The organism is Corallococcus praedator (assembly GCF_003612125.1).
Taxonomy (GTDB): Bacteria; Myxococcota; Myxococcia; order Myxococcales; family Myxococcaceae; genus Corallococcus; species Corallococcus praedator.
The window spans coordinates 1-15,548 of sequence record NZ_RAWI01000225.1 but is presented as its reverse complement, the minus strand read 5'-3'; the positions used below and the strand labels follow the sequence as shown (position 1 = coordinate 15,548).

Annotated in this window: 12 protein-coding genes; 9 read left to right on the top strand and 3 right to left on the bottom strand. The window is 69.5% G+C overall.

The window, feature by feature from the left end:
* Positions 1–223 precede the first annotated feature (223 nt).
* A complete protein-coding gene (locus D7Y13_RS25645; RefSeq protein ID WP_158620363.1) occupies positions 224–1,342 on the top strand; it encodes an IPT/TIG domain-containing protein in 1,119 nt (372 codons plus the stop codon).
* Positions 1,339–1,947, top strand: coding sequence for an outer membrane beta-barrel protein (locus D7Y13_RS25640; protein WP_120532875.1), 609 nt, complete (start codon positions 1,339–1,341; stop codon positions 1,945–1,947). The genes D7Y13_RS25645 and D7Y13_RS25640 overlap by 4 nt, the downstream gene beginning before the upstream one ends.
* A 17-nt stretch (positions 1,948–1,964) precedes the next feature.
* Here D7Y13_RS25640 and D7Y13_RS25635 read toward each other — a convergent pair whose 3' ends face one another.
* On the bottom strand, positions 1,965–2,375 hold the full coding sequence (locus tag D7Y13_RS25635) for a response regulator (protein ID WP_120532882.1): 411 nt from the start codon (positions 2,373–2,375) through the stop codon (positions 1,965–1,967).
* Positions 2,376–2,521: 146 nt separating this feature from the next.
* Between D7Y13_RS25635 and D7Y13_RS25630 the strand changes: the two genes are divergently transcribed.
* Together D7Y13_RS25630 and D7Y13_RS25625 are read left to right on the top strand one after the other, a co-directional pair.
* Complete coding sequence (locus D7Y13_RS25630; RefSeq protein ID WP_439329240.1) at positions 2,522–4,066, top strand: DEAD/DEAH box helicase family protein; 1,545 nt, start codon at positions 2,522–2,524, stop codon at positions 4,064–4,066.
* A complete protein-coding gene (locus D7Y13_RS25625; protein ID WP_120583552.1) occupies positions 4,053–5,264 on the top strand; it encodes a DUF790 family protein in 1,212 nt (403 codons plus the stop codon). The genes D7Y13_RS25630 and D7Y13_RS25625 overlap by 14 nt, the downstream gene beginning before the upstream one ends.
* Before the next feature lie 27 nt (positions 5,265–5,291).
* Here the strand turns inward: D7Y13_RS25625 and D7Y13_RS25620 are convergent, their stop codons facing one another.
* The gene (locus D7Y13_RS25620) at positions 5,292–5,657 is read right to left on the bottom strand and encodes a helix-turn-helix transcriptional regulator (protein WP_120532873.1); all 366 of its coding nucleotides are present in this window, start codon (positions 5,655–5,657) and stop codon (positions 5,292–5,294) included.
* Positions 5,658–5,787: 130 nt separating this feature from the next.
* Here D7Y13_RS25620 and D7Y13_RS25615 point away from each other — a divergent pair, with 130 nt between their 5' ends.
* The 3 genes from D7Y13_RS25615 to D7Y13_RS25605 all read left to right on the top strand — a co-directional run bounded on the left by D7Y13_RS25615 (position 5,788) and on the right by D7Y13_RS25605 (position 8,444).
* Positions 5,788–6,150, top strand: a complete 363-nt coding sequence (locus tag D7Y13_RS25615) for a response regulator (protein ID WP_120532880.1) — start codon at positions 5,788–5,790, stop codon at positions 6,148–6,150.
* 79 nt (positions 6,151–6,229) lie between these two features.
* Positions 6,230–7,060 (top strand): metallophosphoesterase family protein, encoded by an 831-nt coding sequence (locus D7Y13_RS25610; RefSeq protein WP_120532872.1) that lies wholly within the window; start codon positions 6,230–6,232, stop codon positions 7,058–7,060.
* Between the two features lie 94 nt (positions 7,061–7,154).
* Positions 7,155–8,444, top strand: coding sequence for a DUF418 domain-containing protein (locus D7Y13_RS25605; RefSeq protein ID WP_120583551.1), 1,290 nt, complete (start codon positions 7,155–7,157; stop codon positions 8,442–8,444).
* Positions 8,445–8,558: 114 nt separating this feature from the next.
* Here D7Y13_RS25605 and D7Y13_RS25600 read toward each other — a convergent pair whose 3' ends face one another.
* Positions 8,559–10,814 carry a M4 family metallopeptidase gene (locus tag D7Y13_RS25600; protein WP_120583550.1) on the bottom strand — a complete coding sequence of 752 codons (2,256 nt, stop codon included), beginning with the start codon at positions 10,812–10,814 and terminating at the stop codon, positions 8,559–8,561.
* Between the two features lie 411 nt (positions 10,815–11,225).
* Here D7Y13_RS25600 and D7Y13_RS25595 point away from each other — a divergent pair, with 411 nt between their 5' ends.
* Positions 11,226–14,204 (top strand): chemotaxis protein CheB, encoded by a 2,979-nt coding sequence (locus D7Y13_RS25595; protein WP_158620362.1) that lies wholly within the window; start codon positions 11,226–11,228, stop codon positions 14,202–14,204.
* A gap of 39 nt (positions 14,205–14,243) precedes the next feature.
* A partial coding sequence (locus D7Y13_RS25590) for an ATP-binding protein (RefSeq protein ID WP_120630794.1) occupies positions 14,244–15,548 on the top strand: 1,305 nt, incomplete at its 3' end.

The following is a 15,548-nucleotide window of genomic DNA, read 5'->3' as shown; positions in this document are numbered from 1 at the left end:
GCCCGTCCCCCCCGCCGTGCTGCCCGTCCCTGCTGCCTGGAGCCTTAGCATTCGCCGTGCCGACGCCCTTCCACGGGATATTCCCCTGGAACTTCAGCCACTTGAGTCCCAATGCCCTGCCGGACCAGGGGCGCTGTGAGCCCAGAGCCGGAAAAAACTCCTGACCCTCCAGGGCCCCGGCCTAACGTGTGACAGCCTTGTTGACGGGATGATGGAGGAACCCGTGCGCCTTCCGGTCGTCGCCACACTGCTCAGCCTGGTCGCCTGCTCCGAATCCGCTGAAGGGCCCACCCCGAAGCTCGAGGGCCTCATCAATCCGCTCCAGCGGCTCATCACCCCCGCGCGCGTCTGCAACGCGGGTGGCGGTGAACGCGGATGGCGTCTGGAGATCGTGGGCACGGGCTTCAACCCCCTTCCCCGTGACGCGCTCACCGACACGCCCTCCGTGGAGCTGCCCCAGGTGACCCTGAGCGGTCCGAGCGACTACACGCTCCCCGCCGACCACCTCTTCTTCGCGCGCTCGGAGCTGATGCGGATGGACCTGCCCAGCCGCGACAGCACCCCTTCGAGCCAGCTCGCGCCCGGCGCCTATACCGTCGCCGTGACGAACCCCCTGGGCGGGACCTCCGAACTCGAGGACGGCCTGCGCGTCGTACCCGCGCCCACGCTCACGAGCATCACCGCGCCCCAGGGCTTCTCCTACGGTGGCGGCAGTCCCCTCGTCATCGAAGGCAGCGGATTCCGCTCGGACGCATTGCCCCTCATCACCCTGCACCGCGAGGGCGAAGAGGACCAGCCGCTCTTCAGCATCACCGTCGTCTCCGACACGCGCATCGAAACCGAGGTCCCTCCCGCGACGCCCGAGGGCACCTACGACCTGGTCCTCACCAACCCCGAGGGCTGCGCCGTCAGCCGGCCCCAGGCGCTCACCGTCGCCTATCCGAAGCTGGGACTCCTCACGCTGTCACCCCGGAGCGGCCCCGGCAGCAGCGACACGGCCATCACCCTCGACAACACCCGGTCCGGGGACCAGCGCCCGTTCTCCCCCGGCATCCAGGACGTGTACCTGGTCGCGCCCGTGAAGACGGACCCCACCCAGCGCGTGAACATCCCCCTGCGCGACGTGGCGCGCGTGTCCGAATCCCAGCTCACCGCCACCGTGCCCACCTGCGCGGGCTTTGATCCGCCGCCCATCACGGATCCGCGGTGCCCCGGAGGCATCGTGCCCGGCGGCCCGTACGCGCTCATCGTGGTGGACCCCAGCGGCGCGGTGGGCCTGGTGCCCGAGTCCGCGGGCTTCACCGTCTCCGCCTCCCTCCTCAACGACGCCCCCACCCCATGAACGCCTTCGCCCTGCTCGCGTTCGCGGCGCTGGCCGCCGCACCGTCCCCGTCCCCCAAGGACAAGGAAGGCCCCCTCTTCATCGCGCCCAAGGTGGGCTTCATCAAGACCACCACGTCGCTGGACGGCGACCTCTATCTGGCGGGCGAGGTGGGCTATCTCACGCCCCTGCTCCAGCGGCGCCTCGCGGTGGTGCTGGAGGTGAACTACCACCGGCCCTCCACGTCGGGGACGATGCGCGGGCCCCAACTGGACAACCTGGGCCAGGCCGTGGAGCGCCCCTACACGCTCGCCGAGCGCGAGGTCGCCCTCCAGCTGTCCGCCGTGTTCCGCTTTCCCCGGGGGCTGGGGCCGCTCACGCCCTACGTGGGCGCGGGCCCGGGCCTGTACCTGCACCGCGCGACGGTGGAGGTGTTCGACAGCACCGCGTCGGAGAGCGGCGGTGGGCTCGGCTTCCAGGCGCTCGCGGGCGCGGAGCTTCCGCTGGGTCCCGGGGGCGCGTTCCTGGAGGCGCACTACCACTTCGCCCCCGTGAACTTCCTCACCACCGGGGATGTGAACACCGGCGGGGTGCTGGCGGCGGTGGGCTACCGCCTGCGGTTGTAGTCAGGCGACAACGCGCGTCAGGCGCGGCCCACCGGCGGACGCAACATGCGCAGCAGGTGCTGGGCCAGCAGATCCCTCACGGCCTGGAGCAGCGAGCCCATCAGGTGGTGCAGCGCCTCCGCGGTGTCGCCGTGCGCTTCCCGCACGCGCTCGGAGCGGCCGTCGAAGATGCGCAGCCGGCCGGGCACCAGCGAGATGACCGGCAGCGACGGGTGGCGCTTGCGCAGGAGGCCCAGGAACAACGGGTGGTCCTCGTCCGGGCGGCGCAGGTCCACCACCACCAGGGCCGGCTTGTTCTCCGCGATGGAGGCGAAGGCGTCGTCCGGCTCTCCCGTGGCGGTCACCTCCACGTCCGGCTCCGCGTCCAGGAAGCGTCTCAAGAGCGTGCGCGACGCCAGATGCGGGCTGACGACGAGGACCCGCATCAGGAGGTCCACGCCAGGAAGGACGCGTGGATCCACCCGGCGAGCGGGGCACGGCGAGCGGCGACGGTGCAAGGCCTGGGCATGAGCATGGTGCAGGTAACGCCCCGGGGGCCTCCAAAGCAACCCGACCCGCCCTCCGAAGGCACGCCGTGCCTCCAGGCAGTCAATCGTCCGCGCCCGTGGCTTCTTCCAGACAAGTTGGCCACAGTGGCGGAGCGCCGTCCCACCCGCTACTTCCCTTCTCGCGGATGTTCCCTCCCACGTTGGTTCCCGCACGCGAGCCCGTCATCGAGCCCCTGCCCGCCACCCTCATCGAGCTGCACTACGACAGCGGCACGCTGGTGGCGCCGACGCTGCCCGAGGACGCGCGCCTGCTGGAGCTCTTCCAGAAGGACGCGCGCACAGGCGTCTTCCGCGCCCCGGCGCGCCACTACCGCGACGTCGTCATGCGCCTGCGCGAATGCGGGCTGCCCTACGAGGACCGGGCGAAGCGCTTCGAGCCGGTGGAGCTGCCCCTCACCGTTCCCATCGAACCGTTCCCGCACCAGCGCGCGGCGTTGGACGCGTGGACGCGCGCGGGTGGCCGCGGGCTCGTGGAGCTGCCCACCGGCGCGGGCAAGACGCTGCTCGCGGTGCTGGCCATCGCGTGGGTGAAGCGGCCCACGCTGGTGGTGGTGCCCACGCTGGACCTGATGGCGCAGTGGCAGGGCGTGCTGGCGAAGTACTTCCCCGGCCCCGTGGGCATGGTGGGCGGCGGCGTCAACGACCGGCAGGCGCTCACGGTGACGACGTACGACTCCGCCGCGATGCAGATGGAGTTCACGGGCAACCGCTTCGGCCTGCTCATCTGCGACGAGTGCCACCACCTGCCCGCGCCCAGCTACCGCTTCATCGCCGAAGGCACCCTCGCGCCCTACCGCCTGGGGCTCACCGCGACGCTCGCGCGCGCCGACGGGGGCGAGCGCGTGTGCGAGGAGCTGCTGGGCCCGCTGGTGCACCGCACCGGCATCGAGGAGCTCCAGGGTCAGTACCTGGCGCCGTACGAGGTCCGCCGCGTCGAGGTGCCGCTGACGCCCGACGAGAAGACGCGCTACGACGAGGCGCGCGGCAGATACCTCACCTTCGTGCGCAGGCTGGGCGTGCCGCTGGCGTCACCAGAGGGCTGGGCCCGCTTCCTCGCGCAGAGCCAGCGCAGCGACGAGGGCCGCGCGGCCTACCGGGGCTACCGGGAGCAGCGCCGCATCGCGCTCACCTCCAGCGGCAAGCTGGACGCGCTCTGGCGCATCCTGCTGGAGCACCGCGAGGACCGCGTCATCGTCTTCACCGACGACAACGAGACCGTGTACACGCTGGCCCGCAGGCTGCTCCTGCCCGCGCTCACGCACCACACGCCGCTGCCGGAGCGCAAGGCGCTGCTGGCCGCGTTCGCCAGCGCGGAGCTGCCCGTGCTGCTCACCTCGCGAGTGCTCAACGAGGGCGTGGACGTGCCCGAGGCGCGCGTGGGCGTGGTGCTCAGCGGCAGCGGCAGCGTGCGCGAACACGTGCAGCGCCTGGGCCGCATCCTGCGAAAGCGTCCCGACAAGCGCGCGATTCTGTACGAGGTGTGCTCCGCGCAGACCGCGGAGAGTGGCATCAGCGAGCGCCGGCGCCAGCACCGCGCCTACCAGGAGGGTCCACCGGATGCTGACGCGTGAACTGCTCGCCTCCCGCGTGCGCGAAGGCATCCTGCGCCCGTCCTTCGTCAAGACGCATGACCCGTCCCTGCAGGCGCTCGCGAAGGAGCTGCTCGCGGACGCGGAGTCCTTCCGGGGTCAGGCCCGCGACGACGTGGAGGAGTCCTTCGCCCTCAAGGCCGGCGCATTCAGCCGTCCCAAGGTGGCGCGTGGCCTGGTGAAGCTGCTGATGGACCGGCTCCTCTTCGACGAGGCCGGCGAGGGCGCGCAGGAAGCGCGCTGGCGCACGCTGCTCGTGGGCGCGAAGGTGCTGCGGACCCTTCCTCCCGACACCACGCTGGAGGCGTACGAAGCGCGCCTCTCGGCGGCCCTGGACGCTCCGCTCACGGACACCCGCGAGGCGCTGTACACGGACCTGCCCGGCAACCGGAAGCTGCTCGGCTGGGACGGCGACGCCCTCACGCCCCAGGGCCTGTTGGATCGCTACAACCTCGCGCTCGCGCAGGGGCCGCTCCTCAATGCCCGCCGCCTCACCCTGCGCGCGCGGGCGCCGAAGCTGCTGCGCGTGCGCAAGCTGCTGCGCTGGCTGAAGTTCTGCCGGCTGGTCGCGGAGGTGCGACGCGACGGCGAGGACTGGTCGCTGGAGGTGGAAGGCCCCGGCGCCATGCTGTCCCTCCAGAAGAAGTACGGCCTGCAGCTCGCGAGCTTCCTCTCGGTGGTGCCCCTCCTGGAGCGCTGGGAGCTGTCCGCCGTGCTGGAGGACGCGCGCAAGAAGTCCACGCTCCAGCTGAGCCACGAGGATCCGCTCGTGTCGCCCCTCCCCGCCGCGCTGGGCCACGTGCCGCCAGAAGTCGCCGCGCTGTCGGAAGGCTTCGAGGACGCGGCCTGGGAGCTGGACCTCACCCCCCGGCCCCGTCACACCGGCGCCGCGGGCCTGTGCGTGCCCGACCTCACCTTCCGCCACCGGAAGACGGGCCATGAAGTCGCGCTGGAGCTGTTCCACCCGTGGCACGCGGGACCGCTGTCACGGCGGCTGTCGGAGCTGCGCGCGCGCCCGGACACGGGGCTGCTGCTGGGCGTGGACCGCGCGCTGGCGAAGGAGGCGGCGGAGCGGCAGGTGCTGGAGGAGCACCCGCAGGTGGTGCTCTTCAACGGCTTTCCTTCCGTCCGGAAGCTGCGGGAGCGGCTGGCGCGCTGGGACGACGCGGCGCCCTCCTGAAGGACGCCACGCGCGCTCCCCGGCGCATCAGCCCCGGGGTTTGAACTGCGAGGCCAGCACGCTGAGGATCCGGATGGAGCCCCGGTCCAGCTGCTTCGCGCGGCGAAGCAACCGGCGCAGCTCCGCGGACTCGCCGTAGTCGGACGGTGGCTCCGCCGCCCACTTCACGTCCTGCGACGGCTTGAGGCCCAGTGCTTCGTCCGCGGAAATGGACAGCACCACGCACAACCGCCGGAAGGTCTGGATGCTGGGCAGCATGTGGCCACGCTCCAGCCGCCCATAGACTTCACTCGCGATGCCGATGCGCTCCGCCACGTCCGCCTGGGTCAGGTTCAGGCGGGTGCGGGCGACGCGGGCCGCACCTCCGAGCCGGGATGCGAGGGTCTTTTCCATGGGGTCGTTAACCTACCGGGTTCGCCCATGTCGATATGACTTGAGAGGTTGGCTTCCAAGAACTTCCGGGGTAGGCTTGTCGCGACACAACCTCTTGCGTTACGCCTGTCTTCACCACCTGGTGGCCTTCATGCGCACGCACTCCCATCCCGTCCCCAGCTTCCTCTTCGTCGACGCGGATCCGCGCGCGCTCGCGGCCCTGCGGCGGTTGGTGAGGAATCTCCCGGGCCTCAAGCGCTTCGCCCTGGACGTGCGCGAAGCGGTGCGGCTCATGCACGAAGCGAAGCCGTCCGTGGTGGTGAGCGGCTACGGGCTGCCGGATGGCGACGGGTTGTGTCTGCTCGCGGGCGTGCGCGAGCGCCTTCCGGGCACCGCCTGCGCGCTGCACACCTCGCACCCGCCCACGCCCGCGCTGGAGGGCCGGGGCATCACCTGGATGGACCGCGCCGCCCCGCCGCAGCAGGTGCTGGAGCTGCTCGCCTCCCTGAGCTGAAGCAGCCCTGAAGCCGCCCGCCTGAGCGTTCCCGTGCCGCGCGGGGGCATGCGCGTTAAGGTACCGGCTCCCACGCGCCATGAAGCTCTACGCCATCAGCGACCTGCACCTGCGTCACGCCGAAAACCACCAGGCCCTGGCCGCGCTCGCGCCACGTCCGGACGACTGGCTCATCGTCGGCGGGGACGTGGGCGAAACGCTCGCGGACATGGACCTGATGCTGCGCACGCTCACCGCGCGCTTCCGTCAGGTCGTCTGGGTGCCGGGCAACCACGAGCTGTGGTCCATGCCGTCGGAACAACCGCCCCTGCGCGGTGAGGCCCGCTACCTGCGCATGGTGGACCTGTGCCACCGCTACGGCGCGCTCACGCCAGAGGACCCCTACCCGCGCTGGCCCGGCGAGGGTCCGCACCGCGTCGTCGTCCCCATGTTCCTGGGCTACGACTACACGTTCCGCCCGGACACCGTGCCGGTGGAGAAGGCGCTGGAGTGGGCGTGGGAGGACGACCTGATGTGCACGGACGAGGTGCTCCTGCACCCGGAGCCCTACCCCACCCGTCAGGCCTGGTGTCACGCGCGCGTGGAGCGCACGCGCGCGCGGCTGGAGCGGATTCCGCCAGGCGCCTCCACCATCCTCATCAACCACTACCCGCTGCGGTATGAGCACGTGCGGCTGCCGCGCATCCCGCGCTTCTCCATCTGGTGCGGCACGCGCCTCACCGAGGACTGGCACACCCGCTACCGCGCGGAGGTGGTGGTGACGGGACACCTGCACATGCCGGCCACGCTGTGGCGCGACGGCGTGCGCTTCGAGGAGGTCTCCCTGGGCTACCCCCAGCAGTGGCGCCACCGGGGCGGACTGGAGCGCTGCCTGCGCGAGGTTCTGCCCGGCCCGGAGAAATCCGCCTGACGCAGGGAAGCACCGCGGCAAGCGCCGCGCCGCATCCGGGCAAGCCCCCGGGTGCGTTTGACGGTGTCGAGGAGGCGGGCGTGTAGTTCACGCCATGCCCGAACCCTCCTCCGCCGGTCCCGTCGACATCTCCGAGCGCGTGCACCTGCTGGACGCCCTGCGCGGCTTCGCGCTGTGCGGCGTCTTCATCTCCAACAGCGTCACCTGGTTCAGCGGCCGTGCGCTGCTGTCGCGCGAACAGGCGCAGGCGCTGAACGCACCGCCGCTGGAGACGGTGGTCAGCGCGCTCTACGCCTTCTTCATCGACCAGAAGTTCGTCACCCTCTTCTCACTGCTCTTCGGGCTGGGCTTCTCGCTGCAGATGTCGCGCGCGGAGGCCCGGGGTGCGTCCGTCGTGCCGGTGTACCGGCGGCGGCTGGGGGTGCTGCTCCTCATTGGCCTCACGCACATGTTCGCGCTGTGGGTGGGCGACATCCTCTCCACCTACGCGCTGGTGGGCTTCGTGCTGCTCTTGTTCCGCCAGCGCGAGGACAGGACGGTGCTCACCTGGGTGGCGGTGCTCTTCGTCGTGCTGCCGCTCCTCATCTCCGTCGCCCAGCGCTACGGGCCGGAACTCCTGCACGGAAAGGAAGCGGCGGCCCTCGCCGCGAAGGCCACCCGGGACGAGGACGCGGCGCGCCGCACGGCGCTCCTCGCGGGCCTGTCCAGCGACTCGGTGGTGACGTCCCAGCGGGCCAACGCGCGCTTCGCCTGGCAGAACCTGGCCACCCCCGGCCGCCCGCTGTGGATGTGCATCATCCTGGGCCGCTTCCTGCTGGGCCTGTGGGCCGGACGCAAGCGGCTGATGGAGGACGTGGAGCGCCACCGCAAGCTGCTCCGGCGGATCCTCTTCTGGGGATTGGGGGTCGGCACCGCCGTGGCCACCCTGGCGCTGGTGCTCAACCTGCGGCAGCGGGGCATGACCATGCCCGTCAGTCCCCCGGCGTGGATGGTGGGGATGCGCACCCTGCGGGAGGTGGGCTACCTGTTCATGGGCGTGGGCTACGCGGCGGCCTTCGCGCTGCTCTTCCAGAAGGAGCGCGGCAAGAGGGTGCTGGGCGTGCTCGCGCCCGCGGGCCGCATGGCGCTGTCGCTGTACCTGATGCAGTCGCTGGTGAGCGTGTGGCTGTACGACGGCTGGGGCCTGGGGCTCGTGGGGCACCTGCCCATGTCGCGCAGCGTGCTCTTGTCGCTGGGCGTCTTCGCGGTGCAGGTGGGGCTCGCGCACCTGTGGCTTTCGCGCTTCCGCTTCGGTCCGGCGGAGTGGCTGTGGCGCTCGCTCACCTACGGCCGCGCCCAGCCCATGCGGCTTGCCTCCACGAGTCCGGCGCGCGCGGCGCACTGACTCCAGCGGAAGGACGACGCAGGACAAAAAAGAACCCCGGGTCCCGCTCTGGAGCGGGAACCGGGGTCTTGAGGAGAGGGGCGCGGCATCAAGCCGCACCCCCTTCCGTGCGAACTACAGGGTCTTGTAGGACGCCGCGAACGTGGTCTTGATGTAGCCGTTCACGGTGGTGTCCACCAGGCTCGGCACGCCGACGATCGTGATGTAGTAGCGACCGGCAGGACGGTTGCGCAGCACGATGCCTTCCGTCGCGCTCTCCTTCACACCGCGAGCGATGTAGGAGGTGAACGTGGGGGCCGCGCCGTACTGCACGTAGACGTCCGCGTTGCCCTCGCCCTCGCCCAGCGCGATGGACAGCGTGTTGATGCCGGAGTCCACCTTGAACTCGGGCATGTCGATGATGTAGGTGCGGCTGGAGCCCTCGACGCCCGCGAGGTTCTCGACGACGTACTCGTTGCCGATCTTCTCGAAGCCACCCTTCCAGGTGACGTTCAGCGTGGTGCCCGTGTAGCTGGTGAAGCCCTTGATCATCACGTACCAGATGGCTTCCGTGCCGGAGGTCGCGAAGGTGCAGGTCTCCGCGTTGCCGGACTTGTACGGACGGCAGTCGTACAGCGAGTCCGTGGGGGCGTTGGCGCGACGGACGTAGAGGTCCGCGTCACCCGTGCCACCGGCCATCGTGAACGTCACGTCCGTGGCGCCCTCGGGGATGGTGATGGAGTAGTACTGCTTGCTTCCGGACGAGCCGTTGATGCCCGTGACGGTCGTGCCCTTCTCGATCGGGGTGGTGACCGGGGGAGGAACCGGGACGCCGACACCGACGGCCTTCCAGGCGTTGCCGACCTGGGTGACTTCCGCCGCGGTGAAGCCCAGCTGGGTCGCGGCCTGCTCCGACGCGGTCTTCGCCGCCTCGAAGTTGGACGACGCCACCAGGAGGTCCACGTTGATCTTGTAGAAGACCTTGGCGGCCTTCTCGAAGCCGATGCCCGTCACGACCTGGGTCGTCTTGGCGCGCGGGTGCGTGCCACCCTGGGACATCAGGTAGAACGCCAGGTTGGAGATACCCGAGCTGTAGTGCACGTCCACGCCGGAGGAGTAGTCCGGGTAGTAGTCGAGCGAGTCACCGTCCAGCGTGGGGCTGTCCATGTAGCGCAGGCCGTCACCCGGGATGCTCGGCGTCCAGACGTCGTCGCCGACGATCCAGGTGCCCGCGTCGATGACCTTGCCCTTGCCGTACCACTCGCACACCGCGCCGAAGATGTCGGAGAGCGACTCGTTGAGGCCACCGGACTCACCGGAGTAGGTGAGGTTGGACTCGGACGAGGTCACCGCGTGCGTCAGCTCGTGCGCCGTCACGTCCAGCGAGTTCGCCAGGTTGGAGGCGTTCACGCCGTCGCCATCGCCGTACACCATCTGGGTACCGTCCCAGTAGGCGTTGACGTAGTTGTTGCTGTAGTGGACGTAGCTCTTCAGGAGCGCGCCCGCGTTGTTGTACGAGTCGCGGCCGAACAGCTCGCTGTAGCAGTTGTAGACGGTGCCCAGGTGGCCGTAGTTGTTGTTGACCACGACGTCGGCGTGGGCCGCATCACCCTCGAAGCGCGCACGGACGGCCGTGGGCAGCGACGTGCGGTGCTGCAGGTCCCACACCTGGCGGTTGATGGCCGAGTGGATGTTCGGGCGGATCTCGAACACCTCGCCCGTCTTCGCGTTCACCAGCACCGTGTTGTCGACCGGCGTCGTGTCCTTCAGCTCGCCCTTGACGCGAACTTCATACGTCAGGACCAGCTCGTTGCCGGAGCGGTGGTAGACGAGCTGGGGCTCGCCCTCGGTGGACGCGCGCTCGGGAGCGCTGCGGTCGCCCGTCGCCGCGGCGATGGCCGCGTCGGCGGCGATGGTGGCCTTCGCCTCGCCCTTCAGGTCGCCACGGGCGTTCGTGTTCACCGCGAACACGGTGCCGTTGCGAGCGTGCAGACGCACTTCCGCGTCGCGCACCAGGATGCCGTTGTGGGTCACGCCGTAACGGAAGTGCGTGTCACCGTCGAAGCCGACGTAGGCCTTCTTCAGGAACAGGTCGTTCGGGTCCAGGCGGAACATCGGCGCCACGCCCGCGAGCACCGGGGCCAGCTGCTGGGGAGCAGCGATGCCCTGGATGGCCGACGGCGCGGGAACGGAACCAAAGGAACCGGTGACGAAGGTGGGGATCGCATCCGCGTCGGCAGCAACCACGTGCTGACCGGCCGACAGATTGGCGGACGCCTTCTGGAGGTTGGAGTCCTCCGTGTTCGCGGCAGGAGCGCCTTCGGTGCAGGCGCCAACCATCAGGGACAGGGCTGCGGCACCCAGGGCGCCGCGTACTCGCTTCTCGTACATGTAATCCTCCTGCTAAGTGGAAAGATTAGAAACGACAGTGTCACATGAGAGGCGCGCATTTCAAGTACAGGCGAGAATTTTACGGATACGCCACTTCTCAGGAATTGAGAGTTCTCGCAACTGCTTGAAAATACGGAGGAACCCACGCCGACCGGGGGAAAACGAGCAATGCTTCAAAACTGACTACGCTGAAACTTCGCGTTTGAAGCACCTGTCGGTGGAAGCGTGCATTAAGTGAACGCCGGGGAGAATTTGCCGTCTCATTTATTCCCGACCCGGGTGGGTCCTACATCACCGCCGGTTGGCGCAAGGGCGCGCAGACGGGCCAGCGGCAGGGGGCGCACTGGGCTATCAGGGAAGCAAGGTGCCCCGCCGGCGTGCCGCCGCGCGACGGGTGCCGAAGGGATTCCCGTGAAGAAGCAGCCCCCGTCTGCCCCGCCGTCCCCCTCACAGGAGGCGGGCGCGGGCGCGAAGACGTTCCCGGAGCGCTTCCCCGTGGTGGGGATTGGCGCTTCCGCGGGCGGACTGCCCGCGTTCCTCACCCTGCTGGAGCACCTGCCCCCGCGCACGGGCATGGCGTTCGTGCTGGTGCAGCACCTGTCGCCGCAGCACGAGAGCAGCCTGCCGGCGCTGCTGGGCCGGGCGACGGCGATGCCCGTGCTGGAGGCCACCGACGGCCTCACGCTCACGCCGGATCACATCTACGTGAACCCACCGGGGGTCAGCCTGACGCTGGAGCACGGGTCCCTGCGGCTGGGTCCTCCGGCGGCGGCCGCGCAGGGGTTGCGGCTCATCGACGACTTCCTCATGTCCCTGTCGGAGCAGGCCCCGGGCCGGGCCATCGGCGTGGTCCTCTCCGGCACGGGCTCCGACGGCACCCGGGGATTGCAGGCCGTGCACGAGGCGGGCGGCACCACCCTGGTCCAGGAGCCGACGTCCGCCCACTTCGACGGCATGCCCCGGAGCGCCATCGCGGCGGGCTTCGTGGATCACATCCTTCCGCCGGAGGGCATCGCGGTCACCCTGGCCCAGCTGGCCAACCTGGATTTGCTTCCCACCCATGCCCGGGCGCCAGGGGCGCTGTCCGCCCACGTTCTCCCCCAGGAGGGCCTGCAGCGGGTCTTCCAGTTGCTGCGGGAGACCACGGGCGTGGACTTCACGCACTACAAGCCCAGCACCATCCACCGGCGGCTGGAGCGGCGGATGCAGCTGTGCAAGGTGGAGGACCTGGCCGCCTACATCCGCCACCTGGAGGAACGTCCGGAAGAGCTGGAGCTGCTCCACCAGGACCTGCTCATCCACGTCACCAGCTTCTTCCGCGACCCCGCCAGCTTCGAAGCCCTCCAGCAGAAGGTCTTCCCGGAACTCTTCCAGGGCCGCCCTGCCCACCAACCCTTCCGCGTCTGGATTCCCGGCTGCTCCACGGGCGAGGAGGTGTACTCGCTCGTCATGTGCCTGATGGAGTACCTGGGCACGGCGGCGACGGCCACGCCCATCCAGGTCTTCGCGACGGACGTGAGCGGGACCGCCATCGAGCAGGCGCGCGCCGCCGTCTATCCGGAGTCCAGCGTGTCGGGACTTTCGCCCGAGCGCCTCCGCCGCTTCTTCGTGAGGACGGAGGGCGGCTACCAGATCCACAAGTCGCTGCGCAACGTATGCATCTTCGCGCAGCAGAACCTGGTGAGCGATCCACCCTTTTCGCGGATGGACCTCATCAGCTGCCGCAACGTCCTCATCTACCTGGGGCCGGTGCTCCAGAAGAAGGTCCTGCCCATCTTCCACTATGGCCTGCGCCCCGGGGGCTTCCTGATGCTGGGCACGTCGGAGACGGTGGGCACGTCCGCGGACCTGTTCGCCATGGTGGACAAACGCAACAAGATCTACCGGAAGAAGAACGCCTCACCGAAGCCGAACCTCACCTTCACCTATCGGGAGTCCATGACGGAGCGGCCCCCCATCTCGCGGCGAAAGCTGACGTCGGGTGTGACGGACCTGGATGCACAGCAGGAAGCGGACCGCCTGGTGCTCGCCCGCTATGGCCCGCCGGGCGTCATCGTCAACGAGGACCTGGAGATCCTCCACTTCCGCGGCCACACCGGGCCCTACCTGGAACCGCTTCCCGGGGTCGCGAGCCTCAACCTCATCAAGATGGCGCGCGAGGGGCTGGCGCTGGAGCTGAGGGCGGCCCTGCATCAGGCGAAGAAGAGCGCCAGCCAGGTGCGCAAAGAGGGGCTGACCCTCTCCGGGGGTGACCGCCCGCGCAAGGTGAACCTGGAGGTGCACCCGCTGCGCTCGGCGCAGGCCGGGGGGGAGCACTGCTTCCTCGTGCTCTTCGAGGAGGCGCATGAAGCCACCCCGGCCCCCGTGCGCGAGGACCGCGCCGCCCACGGACGCGCCGCCCACGGACCCGAGCGCGACCTGGAGATGGAGCGGCTGCGCGAGGAGCTGCACACGACGCAGGAGCACCTGCAGACGGTCGTGGAGGAGCAGGAGGCCACGTACGAGGAGCTGCGCTCCGCCACCGAGGAGCTCCAGTCCAGCAATGAGGAACTCCAGTCCACCAACGAGGAGCTGGAGACCGCGAAGGAGGAGCTCCAGTCCACCAACGAGGAGCTCATCACCGTCAACGAGGAGCTGCAGAACCGCAACCTCGAGCTCAGTCAGATCAACGGCGACCTGAGCAACCTGATTGGCAGCACCCATATCGCCACCGTGATGCTGGGCAACGACCATCGCATCCGCCGCTTCACCCCCATGGCGGAAGAGGTGTTGAAGCTGTCGTCCTCCGACATCGGCCGCTCCCTGCGCGAGGTGAAGCTGGCCCTTCCCCTGCCGGACCTGGACGCCGCCGTGACGGAGGTCACCGAGCGCCTGGGCGTCATCGAGCAGGAGGTGCGAGACAGCAACGGGCACTGGTATTCGCTGCGGCTGCGCCCCTACAGGTCCTTGGACAACAAGATTGAAGGCGCGGTGATGACGCTCCTGGACATCGACCGGCTCAAGTCCAGCCTGGATGAGTCCCGCCGCGCGCGCGAGTACGCCACGGCCATCGTGGAGACGATGCGCGAGCCCTTCCTGGTGCTGGACGCGGGCCTGCGCGTCATCAACGCCAACCCGGCCTTCTACACCACGTTCCAGGTGAGCCAGGAGCAGACCCTGGGACACACGCTCTACGCGCTCGGCAATGGCCAGTGGAACATCCCCCAGCTGCGCCACCTGCTGGAGGAGATCCTCCCCCTGAACAAGCACCTGCAGGACTTCGCGATGGAGCACCGCTTCGACACCATCGGGCACCGGCGGATGCTCCTCAACGCCCGGCAGCTCTCCAGCGAGACGACGGGCACCCAATACATCCTGCTCTCCATCGAGGATATAACCCGGAAGGCCTGATCCTTCTGGCAACGGGTCTGCGCGCAGTGGGGGGAGTCCATGGATGGGCGGAGCGGGAAGAAGCAGGCGGAACTCACGCAGGCGCTGCACGCCCTGGAAACCAACCCCAGCGCTCCGGAGGAGTTGCGCGGCCTGCTGCGGGAGCTGCAACGCCACCAGTTGGAGCTGGAGGTGCAGAACCGCGAGCTGCAGGAAGCCCAGCAGGCGCTGGAGGAGTCCCGCAACCGCTACATGGAGCTCTACGACTTCGCGCCCATGGCGTGCGTGAGCCTGGACGTGAACGGCTGCATCCAGGACCTGAACCTCACCGGCGCGAGCCTGCTGGGCCAGAACCGTTCCTACCTGCAAGGGCTGCCCTTCACCCCCTTCGTGGATTCCGCCGACGTGGGCCGCTTCTTCGGCCACCTGCGTCAGTGCATCCACGGGGAGACGGTGAGCACGGAGCTGCGGCTGAGGATTGCTCGGAGGCAGGTCGAGGTGCGCCTCGTGAGCGCGCCCCTCGATGACAGCGGCTCCCAGCAGCGCATGTGCCGGACCGCCATCATCGACATCACCGAGCTGCGGCAGATGCAGGTGCGGCTGAGCCTGGCGGAGCGACTGGCGGCGGTCGGCACGCTCGCGGCGGGGATCGCCCACGAGGTGAACAACCCCCTGGCCTTCCTGATGGGCAGCCTGGGGCTGGCCACGCACGCGCTGCGGGCCCCGGCGCCGCCTTCGGTGGATCCGGAGCTGCTGGCCCTCGCGCGCCATCACACTGGAGCGACCCAGGCGCTGGAGGCCCTCACCCAGGCGCAGGAAGGCGCCGAGCGCATCCATGACATCGTCAAGGACCTGGGCGCCTTCGCCCGCCCCACGGCGCCGCCGGGCCGGAGCGTCAACGTCGAGCAGGTGCTGGAGCTGGCCCTGAAGATGGCCATGGTGGAGATCCGCCACCGGGCCCACGTCGTGAGGGACTACACGCCGGTACCGGAGGTGATCGCCGACAGCGTCCGGCTGGGACAGGTCTTCCTCAACCTGTTGGTGAACGCGGCCCAGGCCATTCCCGAGGGGATGGCCTCCCGCCATGAGATCCGCGTCCGGCTCCGGGCCTCCGATGAGGGCGTGTTCGTGCACATCCAGGACACGGGCGTGGGCATTGCCCCGGACGTGCTGGAGCACGTCTTCGATCCCTTCTTCACCACCAAGCAACTGGGCCAGGGGCTGGGGCTGGGGCTGGCCATCAGCCACAGCCTGGTGTCGCAGATGAACGGCGGCATCACCGTGGACAGCGCCCCCGGACAGGGCAGCACCTTCACCGTCCGGCTTCCGGCGGTGCAGGCCGCGCCGCGGTCCCCCGTGCCGCCC